Source organism: Streptomyces sp. NPDC054796 (genome assembly GCF_053611545.1).
Genome location: NZ_JBSHAO010000042.1, coordinates 49,166 through 66,700 on the forward strand (window position 1 = coordinate 49,166; position 17,535 = coordinate 66,700).

The window sequence follows — 17,535 nt, forward strand, 5'->3', positions numbered from 1 at the left end:
AGTGACGGCGGTGACGCGTGACGCGGCCCTTCCTGCTCCTGACTCTTCCGGGAGCAGACGGTAAAGTCGTCGCGATATGAGCAGCCAGACCCCCTCCCGCAAGCCCCGCGTAGCCGTCGTCTTCGGCGGGCGCAGCTCCGAGCACGCGATCTCCGTCCTCACGGCGGGCGCCGTCCTCGGGGCCATCGACCGCGAGAAGTACGAGGTGCTGCCCATCGGCATCACCTCGGACGGACGGTGGGCGCTGACCGCCGACGATCCCGCGCGGATGGCCATCGAGGACCGCCGCCTCCCGAGCGTCTCGGAGCTGGCCGAGTCCGAGACGGGCGGCGTGCTGCTGCCCGTCGACCCCGGCAGCCGCGAGGTCACCTACACCGAGCCCGGCTCCGTGCCCAAGGCGCTCGGCGAGGTCGATGTGGTCTTCCCCGTGCTGCACGGCCCGTACGGCGAGGACGGCACCCTCCAGGGGCTGCTGGAACTGTCCGGAGTGCCCTACGTGGGCGCGGGCGTCCTCGCCTCCGCCGTGGGCATGGACAAGGAGTACATGAAGCGGATCTTCGAGTCCTTCGGGCTGCCCGTCGGCCCGTATGTGACGATCCGCCCCCGCGAGTGGGAGCAGGACCCGTCAGCGGCGCGCAAGAAGGTCGTGGACTTCACCGCCGACCACGGCTGGCCGGTCTTCGTGAAGCCCGCCCGCGCGGGCTCGTCCATGGGCATCACCAAGGTGGAGGACCTGGCCGGTCTGGACGAGGCCATCGAGGAGGCCAGGCGCCACGACCCCAAGGTCATCGTGGAGTCGCTGCTGCGCGGCCGGGAGATCGAGTGCGGGGTCCTGGAGTTCGAGGACGGGCCGCGCGCGAGCGTCCCGGCCGAGATCCCGCCGGTCAGCGCGCACGACTTCTACGACTTCGAGGCGAAGTACATCGACTCCGCGTCCGGGATCGTGCCAGCGCCGCTGACGGAGGAGGAGACGGCGCGAGTGCGGGAGCTGGCCGTGCGCGCCTTCGACGCCGCCTCCTGCGAGGGACTCGTCCGGGCGGACTTCTTCCTTACTGAGGACGGGGAGTTCGTCATCAACGAGATCAACACGATGCCCGGGTTCACGCCCATCTCCATGTACCCGCGCATGTGGCAGGAGGCGGGCGTCAGCTACCCCGAGCTGATCGACCTCCTCGTCCAGGCCGCACTGCGCCGCCCCACGGGCCTCCGCTAACCCCTCCGCGGGGCGTGGCTCTCTTCGCGTGATGCGGAAGGAAACGCAGGGTTCCCCCTTCACGGGGTACGAAAAACGGCGAACCGCATCCCGCGAAGGGGCCCGCGGCTAGTCGGCCGTTCGCTTCAAGGGCGTCGCGAGGTCCGTCAGGGCGCCGACTTCGGGTGCGTACGCGTCCGGAACCGTCACCTCGACGCGGGCCGCGCGTTCCGTGGTCGTGAAGCGGTAGCCGCCGTCGCGCTCCTCGATCAGCCAGGAGATCCCGTTCACTTCCGCGGCGTCCGCGGTGGGGTTGTAATGTTCACTGCCGGGCGTCAGCTTCGCGGGCCGCGGCACCCCGCACCGCAGCTCGATGGCGGGGTCGCCCCACGCCGCTGTGTACGGGGAGCCGGGTTCGAGCGCGATCCGCTCCTGCCCGTTCACGTGCTCGGGCAGCCGGTCGTGGAGCGCGCGGCAGGACTTCGCGGTCTTGCCGGAAGGGCTGGGACTGGGAACCGCGGGCCCGGCCTCGTCCCCCAGGGACGAGCAGCCCGCGACGCAGACCAGCGTGGCGGCGAGGACAATCGCTTCCCGGGGATGCCAAGTGCTCACCGGGCGAGCATACGGGGGAGCTAGAGATGGACGACCGGGCAGGTGAGGGTGCGGGTGATGCCGTCCACTTGCTGGACCTTGGCGACCACCATGCGGCCGAGCTCGTCGACGGTGTCGGCCTGCGCGCGCACGATCACGTCGTACGGGCCCGTCACGTCCTCGGCCTGGATCACCCCCGGCAGCTTGGCGATGACGTCGGCGACGGTCGACGCCTTGCCGACCTCGGTCTGGATCAGGATGTACGCCTGTACCACGGGACCTCCAGGGCGGCTACGAGGATCATGTGGAGAGAGGGGACGCCACGTTACCGCGTCGCCGCTCCCGCGGGGGAGACCCGCACCACCGCCGGTCACGGCGGGTTGACGACGCAGACGCTCGACATGTGAAGGGGCAGCGCAATGCAGGATCTGAGCGGGGGTTACCCCGGTGGTCACCCACGGTCCCCGGGGACCGTGGGTGAACTCGGAGAGTTCGGGCTGATCCGGGAGTTGACCTCCCGGCTCACCACCACCCCCGCCGTCAGGATCGGACCGGGCGACGACGCGGCCGTGATCGCGGCGCCCGACCGCAGGATCGTCGCCAGCACGGACATTCTGCTGGAGGGCAGGCACTTCCGCCGCGACTGGTCAACAGCGTACGACGTGGGCCGCAAGGCCGCAGCTCAGAACTGCGCGGACATCGCGGCCATGGGCGCGGTGCCCACCGCCCTCCTGCTCGGCCTCGTCGTCCCCGCCGAACTGCCGGCGAACTGGCCCACGGAGCTGATGGACGGCATCCGCGACGAGGCGCAGGTCGCCTCGGCCGCCGTCGTCGGCGGCGACGTCGCGCGGGGCGACACCATCACCGTCTCCATCACCGCGCTCGGCGACCTGCGCAACCAGGATCCCGTCACCCGCGCCGGGGCCCGTCCCGGCGACACCGTCGCCGTCACCGGCTGGCTCGGCTGGTCGGCGGCCGGGCACGCCGTGCTCTCGCGCGGTTTCCGCTCCCCCCGGGCCTTCGTCGAGGCACACCGGCGTCCCGAGCCGCCGTACCACGCGGGTCCCGCGGCGGCGGCGCTCGGCGCGACCGCGATGACGGACGTCAGCGACGGACTCATCGCGGACCTGGGGCACATCGCCGAGTCCAGCAAGGTGCGTATCGACGTACGCTCCGGCGCGCTGGACGTGCCCGCGCAGATGTCGGACATCGGGCAGGCCGTCGGCGTCGATCCGCTGCACTGGGTGCTCACCGGGGGCGAGGACCACGCCATCGTGGCCACCTTCCCGCCCCAGCAGAAGCTCCCGGCCCGCTGGCGCAAGATCGGCGAGGTGCTCGCGCCCTCCGCGCTGCCCCAGGTCACCGTGGACGGCGCACCCTGGGACAAGGCGGGCGGCTGGGACCACTTCGGCGATCAGGACGAGGACTGAGTAGCGTCGTGCCCATGGACATACCCACGCAGCCCGTGCCGTCCGCCGAGCGGGGGGCCGTCGCGCCGCCGAGGGTGCTGACCGTCGCCGGGTCCGACTCCGGCGGGGGAGCGGGCATCCAGGCCGACCTCAAGACGATGATGGCGCTCGGCACCCACGGCATGAGCGTGATCGTCGCGGTCACCGCGCAGAACTCCCTCGGCGTGCAGGGCTTCTGGGAGCTGCCGGTGGAGGCCGTACGGGCACAGTTCCGCAGCGTCGTGGACGACATCGGCGTCCAGGCGGTCAAGACCGGGATGCTGGCCTCGGCCGAGCTGGTGGAGACCGTAGCGGAACTGCTCGCGGGGGTACGGGCGCCCGTCGTGATCGACCCGGTGGGCGTCTCCAAGCACGGCGACGCGCTGCTCGCGCAGGAGGCACTGGACTCGGTCCGCACGAAGCTGCTGCCCACGGCCACCGTCGTCACCCCCAACCTGGACGAGGTCAGGCAGCTCACGGGCGTCCAGGTCACCGACGAACCCGGCGCGCGCGAGGCCGGGATGCGGAAGGCGGCCGCGGCGCTGCTCGCGTACGGGCCGCGCTGGGCGCTGATCAAGGGCGGGCATCTGCGCGGGGAGGCCGTCGATCTGCTGACGGACGGCTCCGAGGAGCACTGGCTGCGCGCGCCCCGCTACGACAACCGCCACACCCACGGCACGGGCTGCACCCTCGCCAGCGCGGTGGCGGCGCAGCTCGCCAAGGGCGGGACGGTGCCGGAGGCCGTGGCGGCGGCCAAGGACTACGTCACGGGCGCCATCGCCGCCGGTTTCCCGCTGGGCGAGGGGCTCGGCCCCGTGGACCACCACTGGCGGCAGCGCGCCGAGAACGCGGAGTAGTTGTCCCTGGGGGCGGGGGCGGGGGCGGGGGCGGGCCGGGGGCCGCAGGGCATGAAAAAGCCGGTCCACCGAGGTGGACCGGCTTTCACAGCAACCAGCAAGGTGGCCGCACTGCCGTTACGTCAGGGACGTATTGACGTCAGCGCGCGACCTTGCCGGCCTTGATGCACGAGGTGCAAGCGTTGAGGCGCTTCGGCGTCCCGCTGACCACGGCACGCACACGCTGGATGTTGGGGTTCCAACGACGGCGGGTGCGGCGGTGCGAGTGCGAGATGTTGTTGCCGAAGTTTGGCCCCTTGCCGCAGACGTCGCAGTTGGCAGCCACGGGTCACTCCAAAGACTTCAGATGCACGTACGGTGAATCCCGGCGACGCGTGATCAGAGATTGACCGGCAGTGCCAGGGAGGTAATAGCTCCTGACTTACGTCAGGCAACCGGAGCAGCATACAACGGCTGCTCACGAACAGCGAAACTAGCACGGTCGGCCCGGCACCCCGGCGGGGGCTTCCCCCGGTCCGGGACTAGCCTTCCGGGCAATCGCCGCCGTTCGCAGGAGGTCCCTCACGTGCCGCACCCGCTCGACTCCGCCGCGGTACGTACCTGGTGCGCGCTCGCCCTGGAGGCGCTGGACAGAGGCCGCGAGGAGACCGACGCCATCAACGTCTTCCCCGTGGCCGACGGGGACACCGGCACCAACCTCTACCGCACGCTGGAGGCCGCGGCCCGCGCGCTGGACGCGTATCTGGAGGGCGGCGGTGGGCAGGGCGCGGGCGGCGCGGGTGGCGTCGGCGAGGAGACCTCGGACACACGCGCTGGTTCCGGTGCTGGTTCCGGTGCGGGTTCCGGTTCCGGTGCGGCTTCGGCCGCCGGGGCGCTCGCTGCCCTCGCGCGGGGCGCGCTGCTCGGCGCCTGCGGCAACTCCGGCACGATCCTGGCCCAGCTCCTGCGCGGCATGGCCGAGTCGGCGCAGGTGACGCGGCCGATGTCGGCGGCAGGGCGGGGCGAGCCCGAGGGCGCGGGCTTCCGGCTGGCGGCGGCGCTGCGGCGGGCCGCCGAGTCCGCTTACGAGGCGGTCGCCCGGCCCGTCGAGGGCACGATGCTGACCGTCGCGACGGCCGCCGCCGACGCGGCCGAGGACGCGGCCGGGGACCCCGCCGCGAGCCCGGACGGCGCGGAGTGCGCGGCCGTGGTCGCGCGCGCCGCGTACGAGGGCGCCCGTGCCGCGCTGGCCGGGACGACGGGGCAGCTCGACGTGCTGGCCCGCGCCGGTGTCGTCGACGCGGGCGGGCGCGGGCTGACCGCCGTGCTGGGCGCGCTGGCCGAGGCGCTGGACGGGGCGCCGGACGGCGCGCGGGAGAGCCACGGTGCCCGGGGCGGGACGGTGCCGTCCGGAGCGGGAGTGTCCGCTTCCGGTGAGTGCGACGTCACAGAGGACGCCGGCAGCGGCAGCGGCACCGGGCCCGCGTACGAGGTGATGTACCTCATGGAGGCGGACGAGGAGGCGGTGCGAACGCTGCGCCGTCGGCTCGACAAGCTCGGCGACTCCCTCGTCGTGATCGGCGGCGACGGGCTGTGGAACGTCCACGTCCACGTGGCCGACGCGGGCGCAGCCGTCGAGGCGGGCATCGAGGCGGGCCGCCCGTACCGCGTCCGCATCACCCACCTTCCGGCCGCCGCCGACGCCCACGGAGCGCACTGCGACCACGGCGCCGCGGACCACGCGGACCACGCGGGCCGGGCGCCCGCGACCGGCCGCGCCGTCGTCGCCGTCGTCCCCGGGGACGGGCTCGCGGGCCTGTGCGAGGAGGCCGGGGCCACCGTCGTACGGGCGGTCGAGGCGGCGGAGGGCGAGGAGAGCGTCGGCCACGAGGCGCTGCTCGAAGCGCTGTGCGCGACCGGCGCTGCCGAGGCCGTGCTGCTGCCCAACGACTACGGCCTGCGCGAGACCTCGGCCCGTGCGGCGCACGAGGCGCGGGCGCGGGGCGTACGGGTCGCCGTCATCCCCACCCGCGCCGCTGTCCAGGGCATCGCCGCGCTCGCGGTGCACGAGCCGGGCCGGGACTTCGACGAGGACGTGGTCGCCATGACGGCGGCGGCCGGAGCCACCCGCTACGGGGAGGTCACCTTCGCCGAGCACCAGTCGTGGACCATGGCGGGCATCTGCCAGGCGGGCGACGTGCTCGGCCTGGTCGAGGGCGATGTCGCCGTGATCGGGGCCGACGTCGCCGAGATGGCCGCCGACGTGCTGGAGCGGATGCTCGCGGCGGGCGGCGAGATGGTGACCCTCGTCCTGGGCGCCGACGCGCCGCCAGGGCTGGCCGCGCGCCTGGAGGAACAGGTGCGCCGCGGACACCTCGCCGTCGACACCGTCGTCTACGAGGGGCGGCAGCAGACGTCACCGGTGCTGATCGGCGTCGAGTAGGCCGGGCGGCGGCCTCGCGGCGCGGCGCTGTCGCACCCGTTGTCAGCGCCATGGTGTGCAATGGGACACGTGCCAGCGCTCGACGAACCCCTGAAGAAGATCCTCGGCGGCAACACCGCGAAGGTGATGGCCGAGCACCTCGACCTGCACACGGTCGGGGACCTCCTCCACCACTACCCGCGGCGTTACGAGGAGCGCGGGCAGCTCACCAAGCTGTCCGAGCTGCCGCTGGACGAGCATGTGACCGTGGTCGCACAGGTCGAGAAGGCCGCCGTGCACCGGTTCAACGGGGGGCGGGGGCAGCGGCTCGAAGTCGTCCTGACGGACGGCAGCGGGCAGCTCCAACTGGTCTTCTTCGGCAAGGGCATCTTCAAACCGCACAAGGACCTCGTGCCGGGGCGCCGCGCGATGTTCGCGGGCAAGGTCGGCGTCTTCAACCGCCGCCTCCAGCTCGCCCACCCGCAGTACGAGCTGCTGGACGCCGACACTGGCAGCGATGCCGTGGACGCCTTCGCCAACAGGCTGATGCCGATCTATCCGGCCGTGGCGCAGATCGCCTCCTGGAAGATCGCCAAGGCGGTCCAGATGCTCCTGGCCTCCATGGAGGCCACCGGCTGGGACGGGCTCGGGGACCCGCTGCCCGCCTCGATCCGCGAGGAGCGGCGGCTCATCGCGCTGCCCGAGGCGTTCGAGAAGGTGCACCGCCCCCGGCACAAGGCGGACATCGAGGACGCGCGGGCGCGGCTGAAGTGGGACGAGGCGTTCGTGCTCCAAGTCGCCCTCGCCCGCCGCCGCTTCGCCGACGCGCAGTTGCCCGCCGCGCCGCGCCGCCCCGTCGAGGGCGGCCTCCTGGACGCCTTCGACGCCAAGCTGCCGTTCACCCTCACCGAGGGCCAGCGGCACGTCAGCGCCGAGATCTTCGCCGATCTGGCGACGGACCACCCCATGCACCGCCTCCTCCAGGGCGAGGTGGGCTCCGGCAAGGCGCAGCCCCTCGACTCGCTCGTGCTCACACCAGCCGGCTTCCGCCGGATGGGGGATATGAGAGTGGGGGACGAAGTCGTCGTGCCGGACGGGACGATCGCGTTGATCGACGGCGTTTTCCCGCAAGGGGAACGCGACGTCTGGCGCCTGGTCCTCTCCGACGGCAGTTCCGTGGAATGTGACGACGAACACCTCTGGATCGTCGGTACCAGCTGTGGAGGGCACCGCGGCCAGCCCCCCAAGGTCATGACGACTCGAGAAGTCCGGCTCGACACGTTCAAGGCCAATGGATCATCGAAGTGGTACATCCCAGGGGCAACACCTGTGGATCTCGGACACGACTCTGGACTGCCGCTGGATCCGTACCTGCTCGGAGTCCTTCTGGGGGACGGCTCATTCCGGCACAACCTGCGTCTTTCCATCATCGACGACGAGATGCGTGACGCCGTGGCGGCCGTCGTGGCGCCCGAATGCCACCTTGTCCCGGCGAAGGGTTCCCGTTGCGACTACACGATCCAGCTGACGCGACGTGTCGGCGGCGTACGCAATCCCGTCATCCAAACTCTGCGTGACCTTGGCCTCTGGGGTGTCACCTCGCACGGCAAATTCGTGCCGGACGAGTTCAAGAACGCTCCGGTCAAGAGCCGACTGGCGCTGCTGCAAGGCATTCTGGACACAGACGGCACCGTTCAGGCGGACGGCCTGAGCATCTCGCTCTGTTCCGCGTCGCTGAGGCTCGCAGACGATGTGGCCTGGATCGTGCGTTCCTTGGGCGGCCGTGCGCGCGTGCTCCCGAAGCGGGCGGCTTTCGACGTCTCGATTGCTCTGCCCGACGCATACGGGCCGTTCCGGCTGACCCGCAAGGCAGATCGTGTGCGTCCCAGGCCGAAGGACGACACCTTCCGACGCGGAATTCGCGCGGTCGAGTACGTGGGTCGGAAACCGGTCCAGTGCATCAGCGTCGCCCACCCGAGCCATGCCTACGTCACCGACAACTTCACGGTCACCCACAACACGATGGTCGCGCTGCGCGCGATGCTCACCGTGGTCGATTCCGGCGGCCAGGCCGCGATGCTCGCGCCCACGGAGGTCCTGGCCCAGCAGCACCACCGCTCCATCACCGAGATGATGGGAGAGCTGGCCGAGGGCGGCATGCTCGGCGGCGCCGAGCAGGGCACCAAGGTCGTGCTGCTCACCGGCTCGATGGGCGCCGCGGCCCGCCGTCAGGCTCTCCTGGACCTGGTCACGGGGGAGGCCGGAATCGTCATCGGCACGCACGCGCTGATCGAGGACAAGGTCAAGTTCCACGATCTGGGCCTCGTCGTCGTCGACGAACAGCACCGCTTCGGCGTCGAACAGCGCGACGCCCTGCGCTCCAAGGGCAAGCAGCCCCCGCACCTGCTGGTCATGACGGCCACCCCGATCCCGCGCACGGTCGCGATGACGGTCTTCGGCGATCTGGAGACCTCCGTCCTGGACCAGCTCCCCGCCGGGCGCTCGCCCATCTCCAGCCATGTGGTGCCCGCCAGTGACAAGCCCCGCTTCCTGGCCCGCGCCTGGGAGCGGGTGCGCGAGGAGGCCGAGGCCGGGCACCAGGCGTACGTCGTGTGTCCCCGCATCGGGGACGAGGAGGAGCCGGCGAAGGGCAGCGGCAAGGGCAAGGGCAAGGGCTCGGGAGGCTCCGGGGATTCCTCGGCCTCGGCGGAGGACGAGGCGGAGAAGCGCCCGCCGCTGGCCGTGCTCGATGTGGCCGGGCAGCTGACGGCGGGGCCGCTCAAGGGCCTGCGCGTCGAGCCCCTGCACGGGCGGATGCAGCCGGACGCCAAGGACGAGGTGATGCGCCGCTTCGCCGCGGGCGAGGTGGACGTCCTGGTGGCCACGACGGTGATCGAGGTCGGCGTCAACGTACCGAACGCCACCGCCATGGTGATCATGGACGCCGACCGCTTCGGCGTCTCGCAGCTCCACCAGCTACGCGGCCGGGTGGGCCGAGGCTCGGCCGCCGGGCTGTGCCTGCTGGTCACCGAGATGCCCGAGGCGTCCCCCGCGCGCTCCCGGCTCGACGCGGTGGCGGGGACGCTGGACGGCTTCGAGCTGTCCCGCATCGATCTGGAACAGCGCCGCGAGGGCGATGTGCTGGGCCAGGCGCAGTCGGGCGTCCGCTCCTCGCTGCGGATGCTGGCCGTCATCGAGGACGAGGACGTCATCGCCGCCGCGCGCGAGGAGGCCACCGCCGTCGTCTCCGCCGACCCCGAACTGGAACGGCTGCCCGAGCTGCGTACGGCACTGGACGCGCTGCTCGACAAGGAGCGGGAGGACTATCTGGACAAGGGCTAGCCAGGGGCCGCCCAGGAGGGCCCCCGTCGCCGGGGAGGCCCAACTGTCAGTGGCGGCTGGGAGGATGGGAACAGTCCGGGACCGGTCCGTACGAGACCGGCGCGACGGGACCGAGGGGGACCCTCCATGGCATTCCGGCACATCAACGAGCTGCCGCTCGGTGACAAGATCTTCCGCGTCGAGCTGTCCAGCGACGACGACACGACGGTCGGTCTGACGCTGACGGGCTGGCACGAGGCCACTCCGGAGACGCTGATCGCCTCCGGCGCCCTCACCATGCCGCTCACCGACGTCCCCGTGCTCCGCATCGCACTCAACCGCGCCCTGCGCGCACTCGCCCTCGCCGCCGATGTCGCCGAGCCGATCCCGGACCGCGATGTGCTGCGCGAACTGTTCCCCGGCCACGGCGCCCCCTGGATACCCGCACATGAGGAGGACCTGGTCCGGCGCTTCCACGAGGGCGAGACGCTCGCGCGCGTCGCAGCGCGCTTCGGCCGTACGCCCGATTCGGTCCGCGCCAAGCTCCGCGAACTGGGCCACGATCCGCGCCGCCCGGAGTTCTGCCCTCCGGACGGCTGCCTCTCCTGGTCCCGGTACGCCTCGCCCGCGCTCGTCGGCTCGGACCCTGACGGCCCGCGCTAGGGAGCCCTCCGCCCCGGTTGTGGAGGGCCGCGATGCGCGGCCCAGGTCGTTCGGCGAGCGTGCGGCGGCCATGGGATCCTCGTGGGTGAGCGGCACGGGCCACGTGGCGGCCTCCGTCGCCGCGCGCCGCCGGCACGGGAAGCCCCCGGTCCCGCGCACCGGCGGGCGTCCGGCACATCCGTCGCCCCGGCCGTGCGTCCCGCACGGCGCGCCCGCACCCCACCCGCCCCGACCGCCCCGTCGGCAGACCCAGCGAAGGACCTTCCCCATGACCCGCGTGATCGCAGGCGCCGCCGGAGGACGACGGCTGAGCGTGCCTCCGGGCAAGGGCACCCGCCCCACCTCGGACCGCGCCCGCGAGGGGCTGTTCTCCAGTTGGGAGGCGCAGCTCGGCGGCGCCGCCGCCTGGCGGGGACTGCGGGTGATGGACCTCTACGGGGGCTCGGGCGCCGTCGGTCTGGAGGCGCTGTCGCGCGGCGCCGCGCACGTCCTGCTCGTGGAGGCCGACGCGCGCGCGGCGCGCACCATCCAGGAGAACGTCCGCGCCCTCGGCCTGCCCGGCGCCGAGGTACGCGGCGGCAAGGCGGAGCAGATCATCGCGGGACCCGCCCCCGAGGAGCCCTATGACCTGGTCTTCCTCGACCCACCGTACGCCGTGGGCGACGACGATCTCCGGGAGATCCTGCTCACACTCCGGTCCCGGGGCTGGATCGCCGCCGACGCGCTCGCCACCGTGGAACGAAGCACCAGAGGCGGCGATTTCCGCTGGCCCGACGGTTTCGAGGGGCTCCGCGCCCGTCGGTACGGCGAGGGCACGCTCTGGTACGGTCGCGCCGCCGTACGGGAAGTTACTCCCGCGTCATGTTGAGAGCATCCGGGGGCGGTCCCCGGGCATCCGATCGTCCGGAGAGCGAGGAATCGCCAGTGCGCCGCGCAGTCTGTCCGGGGTCGTTCGACCCCATCACCAATGGACACCTCGACATCATCGCCCGCGCCTCCAAGCTCTACGACGTCGTGCACGTCGCGGTGATGATCAACAAGTCGAAGCAGGGCCTCTTCACAGTGGAGGAGCGGATCGATCTGATCCGCGAGGTCACCGCGCCCTTCGGGAACGTGGAGGTCGAGGCGTTCCACGGCCTCCTCGTCGACTTCTGCAAGGAGCGGGACATCCCCGCCATCGTCAAGGGCCTGCGGGCCGTGAGCGACTTCGACTACGAGCTCCAGATGGCCCAGATGAACAACGGCCTCTCCGGCGTCGAGACCCTCTTCGTCCCGACGAACCCCACCTACAGCTTCCTCTCCTCCAGCCTGGTCAAGGAGGTCGCCACCTGGGGCGGCGACGTCTCCCACCTGGTGCCCGAGCAGGTGCACAGCGCCCTCACCGACAGGCTCAGCCGCTCCTGATCCACCCCTGACCCGCCCCTGCGCCGCGCCTGACAGGTGCCGGAACCGCCCCGAACCGCGCGGGAGCGCCAGCTTCCGGCATCAGGTGTCGAGTTGGCGCCCAAGGGCCGTACAGTCACCTCCGTGGACGTTCAGCAGAAACTCGACGAGATCGTGGCGGCCGTCGACGGCGCGCGTTCGATGCCCATGTCGGCCTCCTGCGTGGTGAACCGCGCGGAGCTGCTCGCCCTGCTCGATGAGGTGCGCGAAGCGCTGCCAGGGTCGCTCGCCCAGGCGCAGGAACTGCTCGGCGGCCGGGAGCGGATGGTCGCCGACGCGCAGGCCGAGGCCCAGCGGATCATCGAATCGGCCCAGGCCGAGCGCGGTTCCCTCGTCTCCGGCACGGAGGTCGCGCGGCGCGCCCAGGAGGAGGCCGACCGCATCCTCGCGGAGGCCCGCCAGGAGGCGCAGGAGATCCGCACCGAGGCCGACGACTACGTCGACAGCAAGCTCGCCAACTTCGAGGTCGTGCTGAGCAAGACCATCGGCTCGGTGGAGCGCGGGCGCGAGAAGCTGCTCGGCAGCGGCCCCGGCTCCGAGGAGTGGAGCGAGGAGTACGCGCAGGACGCCCCCGAGCGCACCGCCGACCCGAACGAGCTGCGGCAGCGCGCCGACGCCTACGTGGACGCGCGCCTCGGCTCCGTCTCCGCGGTGCTCTCCAAGACGCTGGAGGCCGTCGGCCGCGGCCGTCAGAAGCTGCTGGGCCACCAGCCCTCCGACGAGCTGGGCGCCCACCTGCTCGACCCGGACGGCGCGGGCGGCCAGGTGCACACGAGCGACGCCGACTTCCTGGCGGGCCTCGCCGCCTCGCCCGCCGACCGGGTGCACTCCCACGACGAGGCCGAGCCCCACGTACAGCAGCAGCCCCCGTACCCGCCCCAGCCGGACCAGCAGCCCGCGCAGCCCGCCATGGCGGAGGCGGCGGACCCGTACGCGGCCCAGCACGTCCAGCACCCGCAGCAGGTCCAGCAGGTTCAGCAGGATTTCCAGCAGCACCAGGACGGCTACTACTACCCGCAGGACTTCCCGCAGCAGGACCCGTACGGCTACCAGCAGGACCCCTACTACGGCCAGCAGCAGGACCCGTACTACGCGCAGCAGCCGCAGGGCTACGACCAGCACCAGCACCAGCAGCAGTACGCCCAGGACTTCCAGCAGCACTACGCGCCGGAGCAGCAGGTCCACCAGGGGCACCAGGGGCATCCGCAGCAGGTGCAGCAGCCCCAGCTCGACGAGACCAGCCTCTTCGACACGAGCATGATCGATCTGGAACAGGTCCGTCAGTACGAGGAACGCTACGGACAGGGCGGGCGCTGACCCGTCCCGGAGCGGGCGCCGCCCGGCCCCGGAGCGGGTGCTCACCCCTCCCGCGGCAGGTGCTGAGCCGTCCGGTCCCGGCCCCGGCCCGTCCGGATTGGGTCATGGGCTGGGCGTCCAGTATCCTGGCTCTTCGGTCGCGCATCATGTCCGCGATGACGGCTGCCCGGACGCGCAAGGCCCGGGCGGTGAGCCCCACCGTAGAAGGTCCGTAGAAAGCAGGAAGCTCTGAAATCCCCCCTTGACCACCGTGCCCCTCTCGTGTTCGACACACGTGAGCTGGGGCGGCGTCCTGGTGCGATGAAGAGGCTCTCCCGCACGGTGGAGTCTCCCGGGAACCTCGGTATCGAGGTCATCGGCGTCCCGGACGATGCGACCATCGAGCTCGACCTCCGCCTGGAGTCGGTCATGGAAGGGGTGCTGGTCACCGGCACCGCCCATGCGCCGCTCAAGGGGGAGTGCGTAAGGTGTCTGGAGCCGCTTGAGCAGCAGTGCGAAGCGGATTTCCAGGAGATGTTCTCCTACCCCGACGCCGACGACCGGAGCCGCCCCAGCGCGGAGCCCGGCGACGACGCCGAGGAGGAGGACACGCTCTTCCTTGAGGCCGATCTTTTCGACCTTGAGCCCGTGCTGCGGGACGCGGTGGTGCTGTCACTGCCGTTGCAGCCGGTGTGCCGGGAGGACTGTCCCGGGCTGTGCCCCGAGTGCGGGGTGCGGCTCTTGGACGACCCGGACCACCATCACGAAGACGCCGTCGACATCCGTTGGGCGGCATTGCAGGGACTCGCCGAAACCATCAGGGACGGCGAGAAGGACAACGTGCCCCGTGTCCGCGGGGATGACTCACAGGAGAAGTAGCCGTGGCTGTTCCGAAGCGGAAGATGTCGCGCAGCAACACGCGCCACCGCCGGTCGCAGTGGAAGGCTGCGGTCCCCACCCTGGTGAAGTGCGAGCGCTGCCAGGAGCCGAAGCAGCAGCACATCGCGTGCCCGAGCTGCGGCACGTACAACAAGCGTCAGGTCCTCGAGGTCTGATCGGCGGGTGACAGGCTCCATGTCAGACGCCCACACGACCGGAAGCGCTGCCCGCCGCGGCGGGAGCGAACCGGCACAGGCGGATCTGGTGGATGCGGCCTCGTCCCACACGCTTCTGGAAGGGCGGCTCGGGTACGTACTCGAGTCCGCCCTTCTGGTGCGTGCGCTGACGCACCGCTCGTACGCGTACGAGAACGGCGGCCTGCCCACCAACGAACGGCTTGAGTTCCTCGGCGACTCGGTCCTCGGCCTCGTCGTCACCGACACGCTGTACCGCGTGCACCCCGACCTCCCGGAGGGCCAGCTCGCGAAGCTGCGCGCCGCCGTGGTCAACTCGCGCGCCCTCGCCGAGGTCGCGCGCGGTCTCGATCTAGGGGCCTTCATCCGCCTCGGACGGGGCGAGGAGGGCACCGGCGGCCGGAACAAGGCGTCGATCCTCGCGGACACCCTGGAAGCCGTGATCGGCGCGGTCTATCTCGACCAGGGGCTCGACGCGGCGGGCGAGCTGGTGCACCGGCTCTTCGACCCGCTGATCGAGAAGTCCTCCAACCTCGGCGCAGGCCTGGACTGGAAGACCAGCCTCCAGGAGCTGACGGCGGCAGAGGGGCTGGGCGTTCCCGAGTACGTGGTCACCGAGACCGGCCCTGACCACGAGAAGACCTTCACGGCTGCTGCCCGCGTCGGTGGTGTCGCGCACGGCACCGGCACCGGCCGCAGCAAGAAGGAAGCGGAGCAGCAGGCGGCCGAGGCCGCCTGGCACGCGATCCGTTCGGCGTCGGGCGACGGCGACGGCGCCGAGAACGCCTCCTCCGAGCAGAAGGCGACTTCCAGGGGCGCGTGAAACAGCCCCCTCCGGCGCGGGTCCACCGGGTGACGCACTCAGCATTCACCCAGGGGCCCGCGCCGGTGCGTGGGCGCTTCCCCCGCCGGTGCACCCCGCTCCGCGCCCGCCGAGCCCGTTCGCCGTGTTCGCTGTGACCCCTCCCGAGGAGGACGCCTTGCCCGAGCTGCCCGAGGTCGAAGTGGTGCGCCGCGGACTGGAGCGCTGGGCCGCAGGCCGTACGGTCGCCGAGGCCGAGGTGCTGCACCCCCGCGCCGTGCGACGCCATCTCGCGGGGCCCGACGACTTCGCCGCGCGCCTGAAGGGCCGGCGGATCGGCACGGCCATGCGGCGCGGCAAGTACCTGTGGCTGCCGCTGGGCGACGCGGGCGTCTCCGTCCTCGCCCACCTCGGCATGAGCGGGCAACTGCTGATCCAGCCGCCCGGCACCCCGGACGAGAAGCACCTGCGCATCCGCATAGCCTTCACCGATCCCGGCGCGGGCGAGCTGCGCTTCGTCGACCAGCGCACCTTCGGCGGACTCTCGCTCCACCCGGAGACGGCCGACGGGCTGCCCGACGTCATCGCGCACATCGCCCGCGACCCCCTGGACCCGGACTTCGACGACGCCGCGTTCCACGCGGCCCTGCGCCGCCGCCGTACGACGGTCAAGCGTGCGCTGCTCGACCAGTCGCTGATCAGCGGCGTCGGCAACATCTACGCCGACGAGGCGCTCTGGCGCGCCCGCCTCCACTACGACCGCCCCACCGCGACCCTGACCCGTCCCCTGACGACGGAGCTGCTCGGCCACGTCCGCGATGTGATGAACGCGGCCCTGGCCGTGGGCGGCACGAGCTTCGACAGCCTCTACGTCAACGTGAACGGCGAGTCCGGCTACTTCGCGCGCTCCCTCGACGCCTACGGGCGCGAGGATGAGCCCTGCCGCCGCTGCGGCACCCCTATGCGCCGTCGCGCCTGGATGAACCGCTCCAGCTACTTCTGCCCCCGCTGCCAGCGCACCCCGCGCCCGCGCACGACCCGCGCCTCGTCCCCGGCGACCCCGGGCGCGGCCGATCCGGAACCGGGCGCGCCGGAAGCCCCTGCCCGCTAGCCCGGCCGCTGGTCACGCGGTACGGGAGCGGGCCGGGGCCCCGTGCCTACATGCCGGGGGGAATGCCCTGGTGGCCGCCGCCTCCGCCCATGCGGGCCTTCCACTTCCACTGGTCGGCCTGTGGGTCGCTGACCGCACGGCCGTCACCGTGGACGTCGTCACGGCTGCTCCCTCGGCGCTGACGCCTGGCGACGGTGGCTGTGATGCCGGTCAGGGCAGCCACGATCAAGATGCCGATGACGATGAGCAGGACCATCAGGTTTTCCCCCTTGGGTCGGTGATCGACTCCTTCACCCTCCTACCCAGTGCTGCCGGTGGCATCACCGGACGGAGGAGATCCGGGGTGAGGGGACCTCAGAAGCCGAAGTCCTGCGTCCACCACGGGCCGCCCTCGGCGAAGTGCGCGCCGACGCCCAGTGTGCGGTAGTCGCAGTTGAGGATGTTCGCCTTGTGGCCCGGGCTGTTCATCCAGGAGTCCATCACCGACTGCGCGTTCGCCTGCCCGCGGGCGATGTTCTCGCCGCCGAGGTCGTCTATGCCCTGTTCCTCGGCGCGGTCCCAGGGACTCTTGCCGTCGGGCGAGGTGTGGTCGAAGAAGCCGAGCCTGGCCATGTCCTCGCTGAAGTCGCCGGCGAGTGTGGCCAGCTCGGAGTCGGCGGTCACGGGCTTGCAGCCCGCCTGGGCGCGCTCCTGGTTGACGAGGCTCAGCACCTGGGCCTCCGCCGCTGCTTCGGGGCCCGAGGAGCCCGTCGTGCCGCCGCCGTTCCCGGAACCCTCGCTCTCGGCCTTGCCGCCGCCGCTGCCCGGGCGGGACGCCGAGGAGTCGCCGTCGCCCTTGTTGTCCGAGGGCTGCCGCGACGGCGAACCGGAGGGCTTCTCGGAGGGCTTGCCGGAATCGGAGGGCTGCGCCGAAGGGGCGGTCTTGCGGTCCGCGTCGCGGCTCGGACCCGAGTCGCGTTCCGAGGCGGAGGGAGAGGCGGGGGAGGGGGCCCGTGTCTGCGGGTCCGGCGGTCCGCCCGCCTGGACGCTGTCGGCGCCCTGACCGCCGCCGAGGGCACCGGGCCCGGGTATCAGCCCGGAGGCCACGGCCACCGCGCCCACCGCGAGCGCGGCGGAAGCGCCGAGCAGGCCGGTGCGTACGGGGGCTGCGGCGCGCTTCCCGTGTGCCCGGTGCCGGTGGGCACCGGGGGCGGGGGCGTGGTCGGGGGAGGGAGCTGCTGCGGTAACGCGTCGATGGCGGCCCATCTCTGCTGTCCTCACAATGCTCGGCGGTCGCTCGTCGTCACTTTTCCCACTCATCACCCACACGAGTGGGCCTCATTGGTGCGGGACTGTAC

At 72.0% G+C, this 17,535-nt stretch carries 18 protein-coding genes; 13 read left to right on the forward strand and 5 right to left on the reverse strand.

Annotated elements, in window-relative coordinates:
- Positions 1–76 precede the first annotated feature (76 nt).
- Entirely contained in the window at positions 77–1,213 is a 1,137-nt protein-coding gene (locus tag ACWGJ2_RS28810) for a D-alanine--D-alanine ligase family protein (protein WP_453349187.1), read from the forward strand.
- 108 nt (positions 1,214–1,321) lie between these two features.
- Here ACWGJ2_RS28810 and ACWGJ2_RS28815 read toward each other — a convergent pair whose 3' ends face one another.
- Both ACWGJ2_RS28815 and ACWGJ2_RS28820 read right to left on the reverse strand, forming a co-directional pair.
- Positions 1,322–1,804, reverse strand: coding sequence for a DUF3515 domain-containing protein (locus tag ACWGJ2_RS28815; RefSeq protein ID WP_453349188.1), 483 nt, complete (start codon positions 1,802–1,804; stop codon positions 1,322–1,324).
- A 20-nt stretch (positions 1,805–1,824) separates the two neighbouring features.
- The gene (locus ACWGJ2_RS28820) at positions 1,825–2,058 is read right to left on the reverse strand and encodes an Lrp/AsnC family transcriptional regulator (protein WP_355948010.1); all 234 of its coding nucleotides are present in this window, start codon (positions 2,056–2,058) and stop codon (positions 1,825–1,827) included.
- Positions 2,059–2,202: 144 nt separating this feature from the next.
- Between ACWGJ2_RS28820 and ACWGJ2_RS28825 the strand changes: the two genes are divergently transcribed.
- Together ACWGJ2_RS28825 and thiD are read left to right on the forward strand one after the other, a co-directional pair.
- Positions 2,203–3,213, forward strand: a complete 1,011-nt coding sequence (locus tag ACWGJ2_RS28825; protein WP_453349189.1) for a thiamine-phosphate kinase — start codon at positions 2,203–2,205, stop codon at positions 3,211–3,213.
- Between the two features lie 14 nt (positions 3,214–3,227).
- Positions 3,228–4,088 (forward strand): bifunctional hydroxymethylpyrimidine kinase/phosphomethylpyrimidine kinase, encoded by an 861-nt coding sequence (gene thiD, locus ACWGJ2_RS28830; protein ID WP_453349190.1) that lies wholly within the window; start codon positions 3,228–3,230, stop codon positions 4,086–4,088.
- A 139-nt stretch (positions 4,089–4,227) separates the two neighbouring features.
- Here the strand turns inward: thiD and rpmB are convergent, their stop codons facing one another.
- A complete protein-coding gene (rpmB, locus tag ACWGJ2_RS28835) occupies positions 4,228–4,413 on the reverse strand; it encodes a 50S ribosomal protein L28 (RefSeq protein ID WP_453349191.1) in 186 nt (61 codons plus the stop codon).
- 240 nt (positions 4,414–4,653) lie between these two features.
- On the opposite strand from rpmB, the gene ACWGJ2_RS28840 reads away from it, so the two are divergent.
- The 10 genes from ACWGJ2_RS28840 to mutM all read left to right on the forward strand — a co-directional run bounded on the left by ACWGJ2_RS28840 (position 4,654) and on the right by mutM (position 16,198).
- Positions 4,654–6,510 carry a DAK2 domain-containing protein gene (locus ACWGJ2_RS28840; RefSeq protein ID WP_453349192.1) on the forward strand — a complete coding sequence of 619 codons (1,857 nt, stop codon included), beginning with the start codon at positions 4,654–4,656 and terminating at the stop codon, positions 6,508–6,510.
- Positions 6,511–6,570: 60 nt separating this feature from the next.
- Complete coding sequence (locus ACWGJ2_RS28845) at positions 6,571–9,831, forward strand: helicase-related protein (RefSeq protein WP_453349193.1); 3,261 nt, start codon at positions 6,571–6,573, stop codon at positions 9,829–9,831.
- Positions 9,832–9,957: 126 nt separating this feature from the next.
- Complete coding sequence (locus ACWGJ2_RS28850; protein ID WP_453349194.1) at positions 9,958–10,473, forward strand: hypothetical protein; 516 nt, start codon at positions 9,958–9,960, stop codon at positions 10,471–10,473.
- Between the two features lie 268 nt (positions 10,474–10,741).
- Positions 10,742–11,341 (forward strand): 16S rRNA (guanine(966)-N(2))-methyltransferase RsmD, encoded by a 600-nt coding sequence (rsmD, locus tag ACWGJ2_RS28855; protein WP_453349195.1) that lies wholly within the window; start codon positions 10,742–10,744, stop codon positions 11,339–11,341.
- Positions 11,342–11,397: 56 nt separating this feature from the next.
- The gene (coaD, locus tag ACWGJ2_RS28860) at positions 11,398–11,877 is read left to right on the forward strand and encodes a pantetheine-phosphate adenylyltransferase (protein WP_453349196.1); all 480 of its coding nucleotides are present in this window, start codon (positions 11,398–11,400) and stop codon (positions 11,875–11,877) included.
- A gap of 123 nt (positions 11,878–12,000) precedes the next feature.
- Entirely contained in the window at positions 12,001–13,233 is a 1,233-nt protein-coding gene (locus ACWGJ2_RS28865; RefSeq protein ID WP_453349197.1) for a cell division initiation protein, read from the forward strand.
- Between the two features lie 300 nt (positions 13,234–13,533).
- Positions 13,534–14,091, forward strand: coding sequence for a YceD family protein (locus ACWGJ2_RS28870; RefSeq protein ID WP_453349198.1), 558 nt, complete (start codon positions 13,534–13,536; stop codon positions 14,089–14,091).
- 2 nt (positions 14,092–14,093) lie between these two features.
- The gene (rpmF, locus tag ACWGJ2_RS28875; protein WP_023527756.1) at positions 14,094–14,267 is read left to right on the forward strand and encodes a 50S ribosomal protein L32; all 174 of its coding nucleotides are present in this window, start codon (positions 14,094–14,096) and stop codon (positions 14,265–14,267) included.
- Positions 14,268–14,286: 19 nt separating this feature from the next.
- Entirely contained in the window at positions 14,287–15,108 is an 822-nt protein-coding gene (gene rnc / locus ACWGJ2_RS28880; protein ID WP_453349199.1) for a ribonuclease III, read from the forward strand.
- A gap of 157 nt (positions 15,109–15,265) precedes the next feature.
- The gene (mutM, locus tag ACWGJ2_RS28885; protein ID WP_453349200.1) at positions 15,266–16,198 is read left to right on the forward strand and encodes a bifunctional DNA-formamidopyrimidine glycosylase/DNA-(apurinic or apyrimidinic site) lyase; all 933 of its coding nucleotides are present in this window, start codon (positions 15,266–15,268) and stop codon (positions 16,196–16,198) included.
- Between the two features lie 46 nt (positions 16,199–16,244).
- Here the strand turns inward: mutM and ACWGJ2_RS28890 are convergent, their stop codons facing one another.
- Positions 16,245–16,454 carry a hypothetical protein gene (locus ACWGJ2_RS28890; RefSeq protein ID WP_453349201.1) on the reverse strand — a complete coding sequence of 70 codons (210 nt, stop codon included), beginning with the start codon at positions 16,452–16,454 and terminating at the stop codon, positions 16,245–16,247.
- 98 nt (positions 16,455–16,552) lie between these two features.
- Entirely contained in the window at positions 16,553–17,443 is an 891-nt protein-coding gene (locus ACWGJ2_RS28895; protein ID WP_453349202.1) for a CAP domain-containing protein, read from the reverse strand.
- Between the last annotated feature and the right edge of the window lie 92 nt (positions 17,444–17,535).

What these genes read in the sequence shown, in the direction of transcription:
- ACWGJ2_RS28810 (WP_453349187.1), top strand. Translation starts at nt 77, where the DNA reads ATGAGCAGCCAGACCCCCTCCCGCAAGCCCCGCGTAGCCGTCGTCTTC.
- ACWGJ2_RS28825 (WP_453349189.1), top strand. Translation starts at nt 2,203, where the DNA reads ATGCAGGATCTGAGCGGGGGTTACCCCGGTGGTCACCCACGGTCCCCG.
- thiD (WP_453349190.1), top strand. Translation starts at nt 3,228, where the DNA reads ATGGACATACCCACGCAGCCCGTGCCGTCCGCCGAGCGGGGGGCCGTC.
- ACWGJ2_RS28845 (WP_453349193.1), top strand. Translation starts at nt 6,571, where the DNA reads ATGGGACACGTGCCAGCGCTCGACGAACCCCTGAAGAAGATCCTCGGC.
- ACWGJ2_RS28850 (WP_453349194.1), top strand. Translation starts at nt 9,958, where the DNA reads ATGGCATTCCGGCACATCAACGAGCTGCCGCTCGGTGACAAGATCTTC.
- rsmD (WP_453349195.1), top strand. Translation starts at nt 10,742, where the DNA reads ATGACCCGCGTGATCGCAGGCGCCGCCGGAGGACGACGGCTGAGCGTG.
- ACWGJ2_RS28870 (WP_453349198.1), top strand. Translation starts at nt 13,534, where the DNA reads ATGAAGAGGCTCTCCCGCACGGTGGAGTCTCCCGGGAACCTCGGTATC.
- rnc (WP_453349199.1), top strand. Translation starts at nt 14,287, where the DNA reads ATGTCAGACGCCCACACGACCGGAAGCGCTGCCCGCCGCGGCGGGAGC.
- ACWGJ2_RS28890 (WP_453349201.1), bottom strand. Translation starts at nt 16,454, where the DNA reads ATGGTCCTGCTCATCGTCATCGGCATCTTGATCGTGGCTGCCCTGACC.
- ACWGJ2_RS28895 (WP_453349202.1), bottom strand. Translation starts at nt 17,443, where the DNA reads ATGGGCCGCCATCGACGCGTTACCGCAGCAGCTCCCTCCCCCGACCAC.